The 19,279-nt window shown below is 41.3% G+C and carries 17 protein-coding genes; 10 read left to right on the plus strand and 7 right to left on the minus strand.

Annotation, left to right across the window (positions count from 1 at the left end; translation table 11 throughout):
* Positions 1–14 precede the first annotated feature (14 nt).
* Entirely contained in the window at positions 15–812 is a 798-nt protein-coding gene (locus tag G9Q97_RS07795; protein ID WP_166144996.1) for a M48 family metallopeptidase, read from the minus strand.
* 185 nt (positions 813–997) lie between these two features.
* Here G9Q97_RS07795 and G9Q97_RS07800 point away from each other — a divergent pair, with 185 nt between their 5' ends.
* Together G9Q97_RS07800 and G9Q97_RS07805 are read left to right on the plus strand one after the other, a co-directional pair.
* Positions 998–3,328 (plus strand): hypothetical protein, encoded by a 2,331-nt coding sequence (locus G9Q97_RS07800; RefSeq protein ID WP_187357713.1) that lies wholly within the window; start codon positions 998–1,000, stop codon positions 3,326–3,328.
* A 194-nt stretch (positions 3,329–3,522) separates the two neighbouring features.
* Positions 3,523–4,002, plus strand: a complete 480-nt coding sequence (locus G9Q97_RS07805; protein ID WP_166145000.1) for a DUF4442 domain-containing protein — start codon at positions 3,523–3,525, stop codon at positions 4,000–4,002.
* A gap of 15 nt (positions 4,003–4,017) precedes the next feature.
* Here G9Q97_RS07805 and trxA read toward each other — a convergent pair whose 3' ends face one another.
* Entirely contained in the window at positions 4,018–4,335 is a 318-nt protein-coding gene (gene trxA / locus G9Q97_RS07810; RefSeq protein WP_166145003.1) for a thioredoxin, read from the minus strand.
* Positions 4,336–4,412: 77 nt separating this feature from the next.
* Positions 4,413–4,952 (minus strand): DinB family protein, encoded by a 540-nt coding sequence (locus tag G9Q97_RS07815; RefSeq protein ID WP_166145005.1) that lies wholly within the window; start codon positions 4,950–4,952, stop codon positions 4,413–4,415.
* A gap of 45 nt (positions 4,953–4,997) precedes the next feature.
* Between G9Q97_RS07815 and G9Q97_RS07820 the strand changes: the two genes are divergently transcribed.
* Positions 4,998–7,028, plus strand: coding sequence for a M3 family metallopeptidase (locus G9Q97_RS07820; RefSeq protein ID WP_166145008.1), 2,031 nt, complete (start codon positions 4,998–5,000; stop codon positions 7,026–7,028).
* A 427-nt stretch (positions 7,029–7,455) separates the two neighbouring features.
* Here G9Q97_RS07820 and G9Q97_RS07825 read toward each other — a convergent pair whose 3' ends face one another.
* Positions 7,456–8,466 (minus strand): cation diffusion facilitator family transporter, encoded by a 1,011-nt coding sequence (locus G9Q97_RS07825; protein WP_166145011.1) that lies wholly within the window; start codon positions 8,464–8,466, stop codon positions 7,456–7,458.
* 258 nt (positions 8,467–8,724) lie between these two features.
* Between G9Q97_RS07825 and G9Q97_RS07830 the strand changes: the two genes are divergently transcribed.
* The 4 genes from G9Q97_RS07830 to G9Q97_RS07845 all read left to right on the plus strand — a co-directional run bounded on the left by G9Q97_RS07830 (position 8,725) and on the right by G9Q97_RS07845 (position 13,827).
* On the plus strand, positions 8,725–10,023 hold the full coding sequence (locus G9Q97_RS07830) for a serine hydrolase domain-containing protein (RefSeq protein WP_166145014.1): 1,299 nt from the start codon (positions 8,725–8,727) through the stop codon (positions 10,021–10,023).
* Between the two features lie 202 nt (positions 10,024–10,225).
* The gene (locus tag G9Q97_RS07835; protein ID WP_166145017.1) at positions 10,226–11,134 is read left to right on the plus strand and encodes a hypothetical protein; all 909 of its coding nucleotides are present in this window, start codon (positions 10,226–10,228) and stop codon (positions 11,132–11,134) included.
* Positions 11,135–11,230: 96 nt separating this feature from the next.
* Positions 11,231–13,291 carry a methionine--tRNA ligase gene (metG, locus tag G9Q97_RS07840; protein WP_166145020.1) on the plus strand — a complete coding sequence of 687 codons (2,061 nt, stop codon included), beginning with the start codon at positions 11,231–11,233 and terminating at the stop codon, positions 13,289–13,291.
* Between the two features lie 98 nt (positions 13,292–13,389).
* Complete coding sequence (locus G9Q97_RS07845) at positions 13,390–13,827, plus strand: DUF4174 domain-containing protein (protein ID WP_166145023.1); 438 nt, start codon at positions 13,390–13,392, stop codon at positions 13,825–13,827.
* 2 nt (positions 13,828–13,829) lie between these two features.
* Here G9Q97_RS07845 and G9Q97_RS07850 read toward each other — a convergent pair whose 3' ends face one another.
* Positions 13,830–14,456, minus strand: coding sequence for a 2OG-Fe(II) oxygenase (locus tag G9Q97_RS07850; protein WP_166145028.1), 627 nt, complete (start codon positions 14,454–14,456; stop codon positions 13,830–13,832).
* A 163-nt stretch (positions 14,457–14,619) separates the two neighbouring features.
* Between G9Q97_RS07850 and G9Q97_RS07855 the strand changes: the two genes are divergently transcribed.
* On the plus strand, positions 14,620–15,384 hold the full coding sequence (locus G9Q97_RS07855; RefSeq protein ID WP_166145031.1) for a hypothetical protein: 765 nt from the start codon (positions 14,620–14,622) through the stop codon (positions 15,382–15,384).
* 19 nt (positions 15,385–15,403) lie between these two features.
* Here the strand turns inward: G9Q97_RS07855 and G9Q97_RS07860 are convergent, their stop codons facing one another.
* Together G9Q97_RS07860 and G9Q97_RS07865 are read right to left on the minus strand one after the other, a co-directional pair.
* Positions 15,404–16,174 (minus strand): LexA family transcriptional regulator, encoded by a 771-nt coding sequence (locus G9Q97_RS07860; protein WP_166145034.1) that lies wholly within the window; start codon positions 16,172–16,174, stop codon positions 15,404–15,406.
* Positions 16,171–16,428 carry a hypothetical protein gene (locus tag G9Q97_RS07865; RefSeq protein WP_166145037.1) on the minus strand — a complete coding sequence of 86 codons (258 nt, stop codon included), beginning with the start codon at positions 16,426–16,428 and terminating at the stop codon, positions 16,171–16,173. Before G9Q97_RS07865 ends, G9Q97_RS07860 begins: the two co-directional genes overlap by 4 nt.
* Before the next feature lie 353 nt (positions 16,429–16,781).
* Here G9Q97_RS07865 and G9Q97_RS07870 point away from each other — a divergent pair, with 353 nt between their 5' ends.
* Together G9Q97_RS07870 and G9Q97_RS07875 are read left to right on the plus strand one after the other, a co-directional pair.
* Positions 16,782–17,948, plus strand: a complete 1,167-nt coding sequence (locus G9Q97_RS07870; protein WP_166145040.1) for a pyridoxal phosphate-dependent aminotransferase — start codon at positions 16,782–16,784, stop codon at positions 17,946–17,948.
* Between the two features lie 72 nt (positions 17,949–18,020).
* Positions 18,021–19,139: an AEC family transporter gene (locus G9Q97_RS07875; protein ID WP_166145043.1), complete on the plus strand. Its 1,119-nt coding sequence runs from the start codon at positions 18,021–18,023 to the stop codon at positions 19,137–19,139.
* The last annotated feature ends 140 nt before the right edge of the window (positions 19,140–19,279 follow it).

Here is a 19,279-nt window from a genome sequence, read left to right on the forward strand (position 1 = left end):
GCCGGATCGAAAACTTAATTACTATTGTAGTACTTCAGGGCATCGTCCATTTGCTCATTCAACTTGTCAATTCTCCTTTCTGGACCAGGGTGGGTTGAAAGAAATTCCGGAGGTCTTTCTCCACCAGATTGTTCATTCATCCTTTGCCAGAAAGCCGGCGCTTCCCTGGGATCAAACCCTGCCATGGCCATGAAAATAAGTCCCAATTGATCTGCTTCTAGTTCCTGATCCCTTGAGAATTTCAACATTCCCACCTGACCACCTACACCAACGGCTTGTAAAAAAATGGTTTGGGTTAAACTGGGGTTTTCTCCCATGGCCGCCTGAAGGCCTCCCATAAGACCATTGGCTACCATCCCCTGAGACATTCTTTCCCGGGCATGATTGGCTATGGCATGGGCTACTTCATGGCCCATTACTACTGCAATTCCGGTTTCATCCTGACAAATGGGCAATATTCCTGTGTAGAAAGCCACTTTCCCTCCTGGCATACACCAGGCGTTGACCTGATCACTTTCCAATAAATTAAACTCCCAGGCGAAACCTTCTGTAATTTCGGGGTGCCCATTCTCATCCAGGTATTTTTCTACTGCTTCGGCAATCCGCCTTCCCACATTGACTACCTGTTTGCCCTTTGTTGTATTCGTCAACACCTTGCTTTCTTCCAACACTTGTCCATACTGGTCATAAGATAAAGGCAATACCTCCGCATTGCTCACAATGCTCAATTGCCTTCTGCCACTTAAAGGCACTGTAGCACAGCTATAGACAATAAGCCCAAGAAAGATAAACGCAGCTATTTTTTTATACATAATTATCGAGTCTAATAAGTTTTGTTGGTTCAAAAAAGATGCCAGATTAATTGTTTTTTTTTTAAAAAACCAATGTTTAAATATTGGGTATCAATCAAAATTATTCACAAATATAAAACATCTTACCAGCCAAACAGTTTACTTATTTAAGAAATTTCTAATTTAAACAATACCCTTAAAAGCTTATGAAAAAGTACTATCAATTGTTGTTTTTAATGATAGGCATTGCAGGCACTATGTTTTTGCAATCCTGTGTAGACGAACAAAGTCCGGCAGATGCGCTGGAACTTTTAGGTAACAGCAGAACTTATCCCTTGAATCCGGTAGATGGTTCCGGGATCAGTGGAAATGTTGTTTTTGAAGAAGGTGAAGAAGGTTACACCAAAGTAACCATCAATTTGAGCGGTACGCCCAATGGTGGTGCCCATCCCGCCCACATTCATTTCAATTCAGCTGCTGAGGGTGGTGACATAGCCATTTCATTGGAACCTGTAAATGGATCCACTGGAACTAGTGTAACCCTGGTCAACCAACAAGATGATGGCACCTACATCAATTACGAAGCATTAAGCTCATTTGAAGGTTATGTAAACGTACATTTGGCTTATGGGCAATTGGAAACGGTGGTGGCTCAGGGAGATATCGGGGGGAATGCCCTGGATGGAAACTCCAAAAGCTACAACCTGCTTACCAAAGATGTGGACGGTATTAGCGGTACCATCTTATTTGAGAAAAGTGTAGGGGGTTTTACAGTGGCCACAATCAACCTTAACGGGACACCAGATGGTGGTTCTCATCCAGCTCACATTCACGCCAACTCGGCAGCAGAAGGAGGAGGCATTCTGGTTTCGTTTAATCCTGTAGACGGCACAACAGGGACAAGTCGCACCATTATCCGAAACAATGATGCCGGTCAGCCCATTACCTTTGAGGAAATCATCAGCATGGATGGCTATGTAAATGTCCACCTCAGTGCAAGCAATCTGGGTACCATTGTCGCCCAGGGGGATATTGGAAGCAATGAATTGACGGAAAACTTTAAAGAATACCCGCTTGGTGAACTGGCTGTTCCCGGCATCAGTGGTTCTATTATCTTCAAAGAAAGGTTGAACGGCTTTACATTGGCCAGCATTAAACTGGATAATACCCCTGAAGGGGGCATGCACCCGGCACATATTCATGCCAACTCCGCTGCTGAAGGTGGTGGGATTATTGTTTCTTTTAATCCTGTAAACGGTACCACCGGAACAAGTGAGACCACTATCCGGGAGCTCGACAACGGCCAGCCACTTACTTACAATCAAATCCTTGATCTGGATGGATATGTGAACGTACATCTTTCCATGAATCAGCTTTCCACCATAGTAGCCCAGGGGGATATTGGAGCAAACGAATTGACCGGAATGAGTTACAGTTATATGCTCAACGAAATGGCAGTACCAGGTATAGCCGGTTCTATAACTTTTGAAGAAAGGAAAAACGGGTTTTCCCTGGCCACCATCATGCTGAACAACACACCGGAAGGCGGCATGCATCCGGCACATATTCACGCCAATTCGGCTGCTGAAGGCGGAGGGATCATCGTTTCTTTCAATCCTGTTAATGGAACAACAGGGATGAGCAAAACTACAATAAGGGCCCTTGACAGTGGGGAGCCATTGACTTATGATGCCATCATGGATATGAATGGTTATGTCAATGTTCATTTGTCGATGAACCAGCTGAATGTCATTGTAGCGCAGGGGGACATCGGAGGTAATGAGTTGACAGGAATGTCTAAAATGTATCCTTTAAATGAGTTGGCTGTTCCTGGTATAGATGGATCTGTCACATTCGAGGAAAGGAAGAATGGCTTCTCGCTAGCCACCATCATGCTGAACAACACACCAGATGGAGGCGTACATCCGGCCCATATTCACGCCAATTCGGCTGCTGAAGGCGGGGGAATCATTGTCTCTTTCAATCCTGTAAACGGAACCACCGGAATGAGCAAAACCACGATAAGGGCTTTAGATGGTGGATCCGCATTAACTTATGAGGAGATTCTGGATATAGACGGATATGTGAATGTACACTTATCAATGGCCAACCTGGGAACGATAGTCGCTCAGGGAGATATCGGGGGAAATGAATTAACGGGAAATACCACCAGCTATGATTTGGATGAACTGGCAGTTCCGGGCATCAGCGGTACCATCACTTTCAGTGAAAGAAACAATGGATTTACACTTGCCACTATCAGTTTGATGAATACTCCGGATGGCGGCATCCATCCCGCACACATCCATGCCAATTCGGCTGCTGAGGGTGGTGGAATCATCGTCTCTTTTAATCCGGTAAATGGAAGCACGGGTATGAGCGTTACCAATATCAGGGCCTTGGATAATGGCTCGACACTAAGCTATTCGGATATTTTAACCATTGATGGTTATGTCAATGTTCACCTTTCCATGGATGCACTTGGAACAATCGTAAGTCAGGGGAATATCGGTAGTAATGCAGCTGTAACGATTTAAATTAAGATTCGACCAAACTCAATCTGAATTTTTTTCATTTAAAAATCCAGGTTGAGTTTTATATGTTATGGGTTTATTTTAGACAAAACCGCAGCCAAATTGGCTGCGGTTTTTTATATTTTTAATTGATTCATTGGATCATAATTAGAGAAATCCTATCTTAATGAGCAGCCGCCTTTCAAGTCCATAAGCCGATGAGCCCTTCCCAGCAAAGTTTTTACAAGTCAATTACTTCCTATCCCGCTTTTCTGTGGTACATGTTGGGGAACCTACCCTCAGTCGTTTTTTGGGGCAGTCGCTTACAAAAACTGAACCTAGAGGAATGCCATACCATCGTGCCCTTTAATTATAGGTCTAAAAACCCTTTTCGATCTATCTATTTTTCGGCTTTGTCAGGTACTGCGGAACTTGCATCGGGAATTCTTTGCATGCTGCATCTTTCCGGAAACACAACCATTTCCATGCTGATTACAGGTTTTAAGGCCGATTTTATCAAAAAGGCCAACCAGGCTGTCACCATGAAATGCCCCGCGGGGAAGAAAATATCGGATACAATTCAGAAATTAAAATATTCTGGAGATGTAGGTACAGTAACTGTGCCAGTAACCGGTTATCATCCGGATGGTGAAATCATTGCAACTTTTGAAATAACCTGGTCCTTCAAAAAGCGGTAAACCAACTTCTATTCATCATGCATTTTCCAGGGCATGTTGCTGGATCACCTGCACCAATTGGTGGGCAGGTACAACTCCAGATTGCCTCCATACCGGTTTGCCTTTATGAAATAGAATCAACGTGGGCACCCCCTTTACCTGATATTTACTCGCAGCCAGGGGGTTTTTGTCCACATCAATTTTAATTATTTTTGCCATACCACCCACTTTAGAAGCAGTTTCCTGAAGAATGGGTTGCATCATTTGGCATGGCCCGCACCAGGTAGCATAAAAATCCACCAGGACGGGCTGCTCGCCATTTATGAGATCAGAGAAATTTTTTCCACTTGCCATATTCCTTACTTTAAGTTCAGCACAAAATTAAAAAAATGATTCCGCTCAATCAGTAATAAAAATCACACTAACCAAAATCAGGCCAAAAGGGGTAAGTAACGTTCCTTGATCAATACCAAATGATGCTCCAGGTGACCAAAAATAATATGAACCAAGGCATGAAGAGACATGGGTTCTCCGCTGACCTTGCCAATAACATCCCATTGTTCCGGGGGTATTGTTCTGATAAATAGCCAAAACAGCTGACGGTTCAACAAGAAGGAAGATAAAAGCTCCTCCGTGTTCCCTTCATTGAAAGTTGCATTTTCCACGTAGCTGTTCTGGTCAAAGCCTGGAAAAGCTGCTGACTCCCCCCTACTGATACAAAGTGCCCTGAAATGCATTATTTTTTCTGTATCTACAATATGCCCCAAAACCTGGTTCCAAGACCACTTTCCGGTCTGGTAAGTTACTTGTCCCGAACCGGCTTTAATTTTCTGAAAGATTGAAACCATTTGATCTTCCTGTTCCCTGGAAAGAGCCTTTAGGTTTTTGCCAGCAACCAGGTCGATATACCTTTTATAAAATGGATTGTAAGTACCATCTGTCGGTAACTTCAGTCCCAAAATAGTCTCCATAATTTTGTTATTTTTGTATTTTAAATTCAAATATAAAAATTAGCTATGAATCCATTATTGGAAAATTTCAATACGCCATTCGAAACTGCACCTTTTCACCTGATAAATAATGAACATTTCCTGCCTGCCATTCAGGCTGCCATACAGATGGCTAGGGAAGACATCAAAACCATAAAGGAAAATTCCCAACCCGATTTTTTAAATACTATTGTTGCCCTGGAGAACTCAGGAGAGAAATTATCCAGAACTGCCTCCCTGTTTTTCAATCTCAATGCTGCCGAAACCAATGAGGAGATCCAGCGACTTGCCAAGGAAATATCGCCTTTGCTCTCGGCCCATAGCAATGATGTGTTATTGGACGAGAATTTATTTAAGCAGGTAAAAAAGGTCTATGACCAAAAGGATCAATTGGATCTGAGTACAGAAGAAAGTACTTTATTGGATAAAACCTATAAATCATTTATCAGAAATGGTTCTCTCCTGGATGAAGCAGGTAAAAAGAAACTTCGGGACATCGACCAGCAACTCTCGATGCTGGGATTGCAATTCGGGGAAAACGTATTGAAGGAAACCAATAATTATGAATTGATTATTTCTGAAGAAAAAGACCTTGCGGGCCTGCCCGAAGGAGTTGTGGAGGCAGCTTCACAGGCTGCGGAAGAAAAAGGGAAAAAGGGGAAATGGGTTTTTACCCTGGCCTTTCCCAGTTATATTCCTTTTATAACTTATGCCAGCAATAGAGATTTAAGGAAAAAACTTTTTATTGCCTACAACACCAAGGCCTGCAAAGGAGATCAGTTGGACAATAAGGAAATCATAAAGAAAATCATCCAATTAAAAAATCAAAGGGCCAAACTTTTGGGTTATGACAACTTTGCCTCTTTTGTATTGGAAGAAAGAATGGCCGCTGACGGTGCACAGGTCCTTTCATTTTTAAATGAACTTTTGGAAAAAGCCCGTCCCAAGGCCAAAGCAGAGATCGCTGAATTGGCGGACTTTGCCAGAAAAAAAGATGAATTGGATGATCTTCAAAAATGGGATGTCAGCTATTATGCCGAAAAATTAAAGATGGAGAAATACCAGGTAGATGATGAGTTGCTAAAACCCTATTTTGAATTGAACCGTACCATTGAAGGCGTTTTTGCCACGGCAAAAAAATTATACGGTATCTCATTTAAGGAAAATACCCATATCCCGGTATACCATCCTGAAGTGAAGGCCTACGAGGTCAAAGATGAACGAGGGAACCACCTGGCGGTATTGTATGCCGACTTTTTCCCCAGGCCAGGAAAAAGGAACGGAGCCTGGATGACCATTTACCGGGGACAAAAAAGATCTGGTAATAAAGAGCAAAGGCCGCACGTTTCCATTGTTTGTAATTTTACAAAACCCACCAAAACAAAACCCTCTTTATTGACTTTCAATGAGGTGACTACCCTATTTCATGAGTTTGGGCATGCCTTACATGGAATGCTGGCTGATGGTAATTTTGAATCTTTGTCGGGTACCAATGTATATTGGGATTTTGTAGAACTCCCCTCGCAAATATTTGAGAACTGGTGTTATGAAAAAGATTGTCTGGACCTATTCGCCAAACATTATCAGACGGGTGAACCAATACCTGAATTCCTTATTGAAAGAATAAAAAAAGCGGCCAATTTTCATCAGGGATACCAGACGGTAAGGCAGATCAGTTTAGGATTGTTGGATATGGCCTACCATACAGCCGACCCGAATAAAATTCAAGACGTTTTTGCTTTCGAAAAGGAAATCATGAAACCTACTGAATTGCTTGAACCGGTAGCAGGCACCATGATGAGTGCTTCCTTTTCCCATATTTTTCAGGGAGGTTATGCGGCCGGATACTACAGTTACAAATGGGCAGAAGTACTGGATGCCGATGCATTTGAATTATTTCTTGAAAAAGGAATTTTCGATAAAGAGACCGCCCATTCATTCCGGGATAATATATTGGCTATGGGAGGCAAAGAGCACCCGGATGTCTTATACAAAAAATTCAGGGGAAGATCGCCTAAACCCGATGCCCTGATTAAGAGAGCTGGTCTGTTGGTTTGATAATATAAAGGGGCACTGAATAAGTGCCCCTTTGAAAATTTATAACGGACCAAACTGACTTACTCCGTAAATTGTAAAAATAGGTAGGAAACAAAATGGAAAATATTTATCAAATGATGATAAAACCAATGATCAACAACCAGATTATTGCGGAAACCATTATTAGTACGGTAAATTGCTTATCTTTCATGACTTCAAAATTTAGATGAATACCACGGTATTAAGATACAAATAATAGGATATAAAACAAAATTTTATATATATAATAATTTTTATAACCTAATAAAAACCAAGTTATTTATTGTGAAAAACCCTACCTTACAGCAAAAAAATTGCTTCCAACGACAATAATTGTGATTTATTTTACCAATACCTCAATTTTTCATGAAGAAAAAAAAATTGAGATTTTAAAACAATCTGCTGTTGATCATGGTTTGTCTGCGAAAAATTGACTTAGTTCATGGTAGTGCTTTTGGTTTTTGGACATGTTATATGCTGTCCATTTTACTTTTTTTGACCGGGGATATTTTCTAACATGACAGTCTTTTACCTGGCAGTAATGACAACATGAATCGGGCAGACAAGGGTCTGCATGAACAAACACTTCTACATATCCTGGCAGCCCCTGCTCCAACACTTCTTCTACTTCATGGACTTCATCATGCACCTGTATCAAATCAAAATAATAAGGAAGGGTCAAATGCAAATCAATATGACTGTCACCGCCATATTGCTGAACGCGCATGTTGTGGATATCGATCCAATTCGATTTTCGGTTACGGTTCAGGATTTCCACCGTTTGGTTAATGGCTTCCGGATTGGACTCATCCATCAAACCCGCAACAGAGCGTCTAACCAAAAAATAACCATTGTAAATGATGTAAATGGCAAAAGCCATGGAAATGATATTATCCAGAAAAATCCAGCCGGAAAAATAAATGATACCAATTCCTGCTATCAATACAAAACTACTGATGGCATCGGTGGAAAGATGTCTCCCATCGGCCTCTAAGGTAATGCTATTGAGTAGTTTTCCCTTTTTTTGAAGCAAATAACCTAAAAATCCATTAACCAGCCCTGAAAAACCTACAAGTGCCATTCCCATCGGCAAATCCGTCAACTCCTGAGGGAAAATAAATCCAAGGATGGCCTGATAAATGATAAATATGCCTGCAATAATGATCAATGTCCCCTCAATTCCAGCACTGAAAAACTCTATTTTTCCATGCCCGTAGGGATGATTACTATCCTTGGGAAGAGCACTTAAATAAATACTGTATAGCGCAAAACAGGATGCCACTACATTGACAATGCTCTCCATGGCATCTGTCAATATGGCATTAGAACGGGTAATATAAAAAGAATAAAACTTGACGGCCAGCAGCAGCAAACTGATGGCCACGGACCAGATGATTAGACGCTTCTTTTCTGAATTCACATTTTTTGTACCTGATATTTAACCAAAATTACAGCTATTTGGGTATCCGAAAAATTTATAGCCCAATAAATGCCAAAGGATGTATAAAAAGCCTTAGGGGCTATGCCTGACATCCATTTTTGGACAAAAAATAAATTCACGGGAGATTCCAGTCTGCGATCCCCAGGAATGATAATTCAATAAAAAAACGATGATATGTTGGATTAAATGCTTACTTTCAAAAAGTAAAAAAAACATAAAACCCCAATTTCATTCAACATGTCTTTCAAAAAATTCCTTTTGGTATTAATTGTTATTTTTCAGGTAAATGCCAGCAGCAATGCCCAGACTACCAGCCAACAGCAATCACCCTTCCTAAGCGAAGGAAAGCCGGTGGATGCAGGCATGTCTGAAGAACGGTTGGATCGCATAGATAGGATGTTGGAAAAGGCCATATCTGATAATACCATTCCCGGAGCGGTGGCCTTGATAGCCAGAAATGGTAAAATTGTTTTTCATAAAGCCTATGGACAGGCCAATGCCCAAGGAAAAAAACTACAGAAAGACGCCATATTTCGTATTGCATCTCAATCCAAGGCCATCACGTCCACGGCGGTAATGATGCTTTGGGAGGAGGGTAAATTTCAATTGGATGATCCTATTTCCAAATACATTCCCGAATTTAAAAATCCCCAGGTATTGGCAAATTTTCGCTATGCGGATACTACTTATACTACCCGAGCCGCCAATAGGGAAATTACTATCAGGCATTTGCTAACCCATACCTCAGGGCTGGGCTATGGGGTGATCGACGGCGATGAAAGAATGGAAATGATTTACCATAAAGCCGGAACCACCGACCTGTTTACAACAGAAGATGTAAAAATCAAAGACGTGGTCATGAAACTGGCTAAACTACCCCTGCACCATAACCCGGGTGAAAAATACACCTATGGACTTGGATTGGATGTGCTGGGCTATTTTATCGAAATCATGTCCGGAATGACCTTTGAAGCATTTCTTGAAGAAAGGTTATTCGACCCTTTGGGCATGGATGATACCGGGTTTTATTTACCGGAGTCCAAAGCCGACCGCCTTGTGGCCATACAACATAAAGTAAATGAAAAATGGGAAGATTATCCCAATACTTTTTATGATGTAAATTACCCTGTAAAAGGTGCCAAAACATTCTTTTCAGGAGGGGCAGGCCTGTCAAGTACCGCTAAGGATTATGCAACCTTTCTTCAAATGTATCTCAATGGGGGTGAGTTAAATGGCAAAAGATTTTTAAGCAGGACGACTATTTCCACCATGATGGCAGACCAAACGCTGGATCTTTATGGGGGTGCGGATCAGCATTATGGCTTGGCTTTCGGCGTTTTGACCGAACGGGGCCAGGCTAAAGGAGGCTTGGGCAGTCCGGGTACATTTGTCTGGGGCGGTTATTTCAATACGCAATACTTTGCAGATCCACAGGAGCAAATCATTGGTATTATCATGAAACAAACCCAGGGCGGCACAGGAGACCAGACTGCCTGGAAATTCAAACAAATGGTAGGAGCTGCTGTGGATGATTGAATTGTGAGTAAATTTCATAGCAATAGTCTTAAAAACAATATTTTATATATTTTGATTTATAAGGCTACAATTTATCCTAAGAATAATTTAATTAAAAATTAATTACTGTTAATACTTAATTAATCCATATATAATCGTATTTTGTTTCCATTAATGTGACGGGTATACCTTCGGTTAAGAGTGAAAATATTCAGACCTCTATATGAAAGCACTAGTTTGTTTCCGGATCATTTATCTCCATTTGGTTTTTGCACTGCTTATCTTCTTTCCCCTTGTGTTAAGGGCACAGGACCCTGGCAAGCCGTCGGAGGAAAGCAAAATGGTGCTGGTACAAACCAAAGATGGCAATGAATACCTGGGGACAATCACCTCAGAGGATGAGATAAAAATCACTATTCGTACTCAAAATCTTGGTGACATCACCATCTTCCGATCCGATATTGTTCGGATAAGTGGTATGGACACTGGCAGGATGGTAAACGGGGAATTTTGGTTTTCCAATCCCCAGGCCACCCGATACTATTGGCTTCCCAATGGGTATGGATTGAAAAAAGGAGAATCCTATTACCAAAACGTATGGATCTTTTTCAATCAGGTTTCTACCGGAATCACGGATAATTTTTCTATTGGAGCCGGAATGGTGCCTCTTTTTCTTTTTGCAGGATCCCAAACACCGGTATGGATCACTCCCAAAGTTTCCATCCCAGTAGTGAAGGATAAATTCAACCTTGGAGCAGGAGCATTGGCCGGAACCGTTATTGGTACAGATGAGGGAGGGTTTGGCATGCTATACGGCCTGTCCACTTTCGGCTCCCGGGATAAAAACCTCACAATAGGATTGGGATGGGCCTTCGCCGGAGGGTCCATTGCCAATGCACCTACTGTTTCTGTTGCGGGGATGATCAGAACGGGCCCCCGTGGCTATTTTTTAACTGAAAACTATTTTATTTCCGCAGGTGGCGAAACTATCGGTTTAATGTCGGCTGGAGGAAGAAGGATCATCAAAAGGATCAGTCTGGATTATGGTTTATTTTTGCCGATAGCTCCTGGTTTAGAAACCATTATTGCTGTTCCCTGGTTGGGAATCACCCTGCCATTTGGTAAAAATTAAGTATAGTGCCCGGGGCCGGTTGGCTTTGGTCCCATACAGTCGATTAATGTGCCTTCATATTTCGCCTAAAACCTATTTTCGCTATCTTTGTGGGCTATGAGCGAAAAAAAATTTAAAAGATATACCGTTACTTCAGCTTTGCCTTATGCCAATGGCCCTCTTCATATTGGTCACCTGGCAGGGTGTTATATTCCTTCTGATATATATGTGCGCTACTTGCGGCTGCAAAACAGGGATGTGGCCTATGTCTGCGGGTCTGATGAACATGGTGTAGCCATTACCATCAAAGCGAAAAATGAAAACATCAGTCCTCAGGAGGTGGTAGACCGGTACCACGGCATCATGAAGGAGAGTTTTAAAAAATTCGGTATTAGTTTTGACCATTATTCCAGGACCTCCTCTGCCATTCACCATGAGACGGCCGGCCAGCTTTTCAGGGACCTGTATGATAAGGGAGAATTTGTAGAGAAAGAGACGGAACAGTATTATGATCAGGAGGCCGGACAGTTTTTGGCAGATAGGTACATTGAAGGGACCTGCCCCAACTGCGGGTACGAACAGGCTTATGGGGATCAATGCGAAAAATGTGGTTCCTCATTGAATCCAACAGACCTGATCAACCCAAAATCCAAACTTAGTGGCAATACCCCGGTACTTAAAATGACCCGGCATTGGTTTTTAGACCTGGGCAAGTACACCCCTTTTCTCAAGCAATGGATATTGAAAGACCATGCTCATGACTGGAAAAACAATGTTCTGGGACAATGCAGGAGTTGGCTGGAAGCCGGGGAGGGCCTGCAAGCCCGATCCATGACCCGGGACATGGATTGGGGAATCCCTGTGCCCCTGCCCGAAGCGAAAGGGAAGGTTTTGTATGTTTGGTTTGACGCTCCCATTGGGTATATATCCTCCACAAAAGAATGGGCCAAAGAAAAGGGCATAGCCTGGGAAACTTACTGGAAAGATCAGGAGACCAAGCTGGTTCATTTTATCGGTAAAGACAATATCGTCTTTCACTGTATCACCTTTCCTGCTATTCTCAAGACCCATGGGGATTTTATTCTGCCGGATAATGTTCCCGCCAATGAATTTTTAAATCTGGAGGGTCAGAAAATCTCTACTTCCAGAAATTGGGCGGTTTGGCTTCACGAATACCTGGAGGAGTTTCCCGGACAAGAAGACGTGCTCCGCTACGTACTTACTGCCAATGCTCCCGAAACCAAAGACAACGACTTCACCTGGAAGGATTTTCAGGCCAGAAATAACAATGAATTGGTAGCCATATATGGGAATTTTGTCAACCGGGCGGTAGTACTGACCCATAAATACTTTGAGGGAAAAGTGCCCGAAAATTCCGACCCCCAACCCATTGATGAAGAACTGCTATTGGCTTTGAAGTCCTATCCAGATAAGATTGCCCAATCTTTGGAACGATATCGGTTCAGGGAAGCTTTGGCACTTATGATGGACTTTGCCAGAACAGGCAATAAGTACCTGGCGGATACCGAACCGTGGAAAACCATTAAAAATGACCGGGAAAGAACCGGCACTATACTGAATATAGCCTTAAATATCGCAGCCAATTTATCCATTCTTTCAGCCCCCTTTTTGCCTTTTACAGCTGAAAAAATCAAGGAAATGTTGCATTTAAAAATATTCAAATGGGAAAATGCAGGCCAAATGGACCTGTTAAAGGCAGGTGAGGAAATAAAACCAGCCGCTTTACTCTTCAAAAAAGTGGAGGATAGCACAGTGGAGAAGCAGGTACAAAAACTTTTGGAGAGCAAACGCAAGAATGAGGAAGTACAGCGTGAAACAGTTCCCGTGAAACCTTTGATATCTTTTGATGATTTTACCAGGTTGGACCTGCGCATTGTTACCATATTAAAAGCCGAAAAGGTAAAGAAATCAAAAAAACTGTTGCAACTGACCGTGGATACCGGGCAAGGTCAAAAAACGGTATTAAGCGGTGTGGCAGAACAATTTGATCCCGGGTATCTCATTGGAAAACAGGTAACCATGCTGATCAACCTGGCCCCAAAAAAAATGGCTGGAATTGCATCCGAGGGAATGATCCTTATGGCGGAAGACGCCGGCGGAAAATATAAATTACTTACCCCACATGAAGCTACAAGTCCCGGGTCAACCATCAGTTGATCCGGAAGTAGCCGGGAGTTGTAAATTATTTTGCCAGTAAAAAACATTACAAGCTTCAATAAGTTATCACAGTATCATTTAAATGCCGTTGATTAATCATGAAATTCCCGATTGCTTTACTCCTTGTGTTTGCCATGAAGCTTGATCCTTCTCCCATCACCCTGGAGGATCTTCAGTGGAAACACCGGGTTTTGCTGGTTTTTCCAGGATCCGATCAAAACTCAGAACCAGGGCTGGAATGGACAGCCGATCTTGAAAAAGAATTGCTTGACCGTGATTTGGTTTATTTTCTTTTTGCGGATACCTTATCGGGCAATAATGATTACGTTTTTACCCCTACTTACCGGGAAAAATTAGAAAAGAAATACAGGGTGGGGTCGAAAGAAAATACTTATGTTCTGATTGGAAAGGACGGAGGAGTAAAATTGAAAAGAGAGCAACAAAAAATTGATTGGAATGAACTTTTCAAAACCATAGATGCCATGCCCATGCGGATTCGGGAAATGAGAGAATCCGGTCAAAATAAAGACCAATAGTTTTAGTAAATGTCTTTGTACCAACCCGTCAGACTGATCCGGGTGGCTTTTGTTGGCAATACTTCATGGTGAATTTCACCACTTAAAAAAACAACCAACCTTCCACCAATGGGAAAAATATCGGTATGCTCTTCTAATCCATTTGACCCTGTGAAATACAACCTCAATGCACCCCCTTCAGATTCATCCCAGGTATCATTCAGATAAAGGATTACTGAAACAATCCGGTAATTGACCGATTGAAACCTATCCAGGTGCCGAAGATAAAATGAGCCGGGCGGATACATGGCAAAATGGGCTTCAAAAGAGCGCAGCCCCAGAAAACACCGATGGTTTATGGCAATTCTTAATTGATCCAGTTCGTTCCAGTATATCTGTTGCAAGGGAGTCAATTGATTTTCATCGAGCCAAAGTACCTTATCACTTCTGATTTCTGGCTTGATGGCAAAAGTGTCACCATTGCCAACTCCCGCATGACGAAACTGCCCGTGATATAGTAACTCACGCTGCTCCTTTAAAAGTTGTATTCTGAATTCTTCAGAAATATATTCATCCATTACCGTCCAGCCTTTGGTATACAGCTCATCTGCCAGCAATTCATTCTTTTTTTTTGTTTTACCTTGCTTCATGGTTACAAATTTCGGCAAAAATTGTAAAACTCCGATGGATTTAATTTCATTTAAATTGGAAAAATCTTACTAATTGTCTGCCAAGAAAATGGAATTTTAGCATTTATCCCTTAATTTGATGAATTAGCATTAATTTTAAATCCACTTACAGGAAGAATACACCATGCATTTAAAATCAGATGACATCACCAGGCTTGAAATAGAATATGTTACGGGTGAAGTACCACCACCCTTCAGCCATGTTTTTAAGCTGAAAATGTCTTTTGGCAAAAATTTCGTTAACACACAATTCGATATCCAATATACCGGCAGAGAAAACTTAAGCCCTGAAGAGATTACCGACGAAGGTTTTACCATGGCTGATGACTATAGCTATAAAGGCGAAATCCCAAAACTTTGGGAGCAAATCATAAAAAAACTTTACTCGGCATCAAAGTGGTCAAACCAAAAGGCTTTGGGGGACAAAGGGGGTATTAAAATTTTGGCCAAGGACATTCATGGAAAGATCACCAGGGATATTCCCCTAAACCAGGATGAATGGTACCTCACTTGCCAGGATTTCATACAAGCCATCTACGAAATCAGTAAAAAAGAAGCTCCACTTTGCATCAGGTTTAAATCCATCCGACCTACACAGGAAATTAAAATCGAATTACTGTTTAAATTTTCCGTAAGGAAAGTGGAAGCCATGGTGAATGATCAGGTCCAAACCCTGGACTGGGAAAAAGGAAGGGAGTTAGCTTCCCTAATCTTTATTCCCGATTATGACTACGGATCAGCCATGGAAGAAGAACCTAAGCAAATTGGAGAATTCCTGGATTGTGGGGATGGACTTTGGCATAACTTCGAAAAAGGAATATTCAATTTAGACCAGGAGTATGATGCTAAAGGAAAAGTATTGATGGCATTCAAAGAATTAGCTGACTGATAAAGAAGGAAGTCAAAATTTAATTGCCTGTGATTTTTCGGATATCGGCTTTAATCTCCTGTATCATCTCCGCCAAATCTTCCAGGGAGAGCGGACTAGCTGAAGGCTCTGGAAAATCCGTACTGATATAAGCCCTGGCTTCCCAAATTTCCAAAATATCCTGCGCGGGAATATCATATGGTTTGTACCTGTCATTGTCGGACACCGCAAATAATTTTCCCCTTTCCTGGATATAATTGAATAACCTTTTATAAACGACACCCTCGCTTTTGGTAACCAAAACATATGTTTTGCCATTTTTAATTTCCAGACCACTTTCTACATAAGCCCCGATAATTAATGTTCCAGGCATCAGGGGAAGCATGCTGTCTCCGCTGATTTCGAATGCCCGGTAGGTTTTGTTTTTAGAAAGAAGGGGCAAACTGAAGTTGGGCAATTTTTCCATGTATTCAGGATCTGAAAAACCATTTAGATAGCCGGCAGATGCTTTTTGTCCGACCATACTTATCTGCTCCTCATCTTTTTTGTCCAAAGTAACTGTTAATATTTTTAGTTGATCTTTTTGCAGGTATTTACGACCCTTTTTTTTAATGTCCCAGAAAACCAATTCATCCATGGTGACATCAAAAATAGCAGTCATTACTTCCAATGCTGAAAGTTTTGGATCCGACCGGCCATCTTCATAGGCAGAAATCATACTTCTCTGCACGCCTAATTTTTCAGCAAGCTGAACCTGAGTAAGCCCGCAGCTTTTTCGCAAAAGTCTAATGTTTACAGCGAGGAAAGTCATGCAGAATACAAGAAAAATTGGTGGTCATCTTTCCATTCGTTTTTGAAGGTAAACCTGAGCAGATCCATTTTGGAATGGGACCTTTGGCTTAGCCTCTTTTTGATTTCATCTACGATTTCCTGGTCTGAATAGTCGCCTCCAACCAAAAGATAGCCATAACTCGGTTTAAGGGAATCAAGGACTTGAAATTTGACCTGAACATTTCCAGAGGGAAGTTTTTTTGTAGTGAAGTTTATTCTGAAGTAAGTTTCCATTTGAAGTATATGTTGATATTTATAACATTGTAAATATATAAATTGTTGATAACATAAACAATTTTGTTTTATTTTTCCTTACAATTAAAGGCTTCAAACAGGAGGGGGCAAAGGCATGCGCTAACGTAAAAATCATTAAACACTTCCCGTTAATTGCGAAAAACTCAAATCCAACAGGAAACGACAACCAACTTAACTGATAGGGTAAATATTAACCTATTTTTTAATTTTTTTATACACAAAATAATTTTAATGAATTAAAAACAGACCTATTTTTTATGTTTTTATTTTTTTTCATTCGAATTTGGTGTAAATTTAAACCAAAATATTAACCACTTTACACAAGTAGACTTATGAAAAATTTTAACAGAAGGGACTGGTTAAAAACCAGCGTTTTGGGTTTAGGTTCGTTACCGTTGATAACCGGAAACCTCTCAGCAAAAACCAATTCCATATCTACAAAGAACTGGAGCAGCGAAAGTATGTTGTGGGAAATGAATCCCATGTATAAAGATGTAAAAATGAAGGCCAGGCTTCTGGCCAATGAAAATCCATTTGGCCCCTCCTCCAGCGTTCAGAAAGCCATCGCCGAATCCATTAGCCTGGGAAACCGCTATGGACATGGAGATGCAGCATACCTGATAGACATGCTCGCAGAAAAAGAGGGCGTTAAACCCGAAAACATAATGCTCGGTCCAGGATCTACCGATATGTTGGAAAAAACTGCTATAGTATTGTGTCAAAAGGGAGGAAATGTCATTTCCGCTGACCCTTCGTACATGTCTTTGGTCAATACTGCCAAAGCAATGGGTGGAGATTGGAAGGCGGTTCCTTTAAAAGCTGATTATTCCCATGACCTGGATGCGATGGAAAGTGCCATCGATTCTGAGACCAGGCTACTATACGTGTGTAATCCCAATAACCCAATGGGTGCCATCACGGATCCTTCTGAATTGAAAACATTTTGTAAAAGCGCCTCCAAAAAGCGTCCCATTTTTGTAGATGAGGCTTACCTGGAATTTATGGAAAAGCCAGAAGATCACACCATGGTGGGATTGGTTCAGGCAGGTCATGATGTAATGGTAGCCAGAACATTTTCTAAAATTCACGGTATGGCAGGTCTTAGGGTAGGTTATTTGGTAGCCACTGAGGAGCGGATCAAGTCCATTACCAGCATGGTTAGAGGTACAATGGGACTATGCGTCACTTCTCTTAAAGGTGCCATTGCAAGCTTAAAAGATGAAAAATTCATTGCATCCTGCAGAAAATGGAACAAAGAATCAAAAGAATACACTTTAGATCAGGTGAAGTCTATGGGATTTGACCCCATTACTTCCCATACCAGCTTTATGATTTTTCCTATTCAGCAGGAAGGTAAAGCATTCGCAGGAAAAATGATGGACCAGGGTGTAGGCATACGGGTTTATTCTATCGCAGACTCACCTTGGTGCAGGGTCAGTATGGGTACCATGGACGAGATGAAATTGTTTGTGGATGCCTTAAAAACAGCCACCACCTGATTATTATTGATTGATTAGCAATAGCCCCCAAATAACCACCCACTTTACTCACTAACAAACTAATCAATTCCTATGAACTTAGCTGTCCAAAAGACGCTTTCCTTGCTATTGCTATTGGTTATCGGGTTTTTATTAAGGAAAAAACTAAAAGATCCTGCACAGCAAAAAGGTTTAAAAACCATAATCCTTACCGTCGCGCTACCTGCCATTATATTCGTTGCTTTGTTAAAGGCGGAAGTACAATGGGATTTACTGGCATTGCCTATTATGGCACTTGCCTTCAATTTCACACTATACTTTATATTAAAATTTTCATTGCCTTTATTTGGTTTAGAAAAAGATTCTCCGTCCTACAGAACCTATTTGTTGCTGTTTCCTTCATTGGCACCAGGTTTATCTTGCTTTCCTTTTCTGATAGAATATCTCGGAGACGATGCGCTGGCCTGGGGTGCATTGGCTGATATTGGAAACAAAATATTTGTTCTGGTTATAGCCTACATGATCGCCATGAGTTGGTACTTTAAAATCAACAATGACATCAAGGTGGGCAATGGGGAAAAAATTAAATCCCTGCTGCTGTCCCTGGTTAATGAGCCCATTAATATCGTGATTATACTTGCCTTGGTATTGATCAGCCTGGGAATTCATTTAGAACATCTTCCGGTATTTATGTCTACTGCCATCAGTACCCTAAGCAATCTGATGACTCCTTTGGTGTTGATTTTCATAGGAATCGCGGTGGTATTTAATTGGAAACAAATTAGAAAAATCGCCGGGTTATTAATGATCCGATCCGGGCTAACCTTCTTATTGAGTGGTACGATATTACTATTAGCTCCTCAATTATCCTATGCAGCAATTCTGGTTCTGGTAGTATTTCCACAAAGTGCCATAAGCTTCTGGCCATTTGCACATATGGCATCCGTTACTGCTCTGGAACAGGGCAATGATAAGAAAAGGAATAAAACATTTGATATGGAACTGGCAGTAAACATATTGGCTTGTTCTCTTCCATTTTCCACACTTATCATGTTGACGGTTTTTTCCTTTGGCGAATTGTTCGCTTCATCTACCACCCTTTTGTTGGTAGGGTTTGTATTGATAGGTTTAGGGATAATTAAACCGTTGTTGAAATGGTTTAACCTTATCGAATATGAGCCTGCATTGGAAAAAGAAACACACTCTTCATAAAAAAATAAACCACTAACAGTTAATTTTACAATGTGATCAGATTTACCTCTGTAAACGCAGAAAGCAGCTTTTCGGGTGAAAAGCTGCTTTTTTTATTAATAACCTGATTTTTAACGCTCGCAATCCCTCAAGATATGTTT

The sequence above is a fragment of the Cyclobacterium plantarum genome, assembly GCF_011290685.1.
Classification (GTDB): Bacteria; Bacteroidota; Bacteroidia; order Cytophagales; family Cyclobacteriaceae; genus Cyclobacterium; species Cyclobacterium plantarum.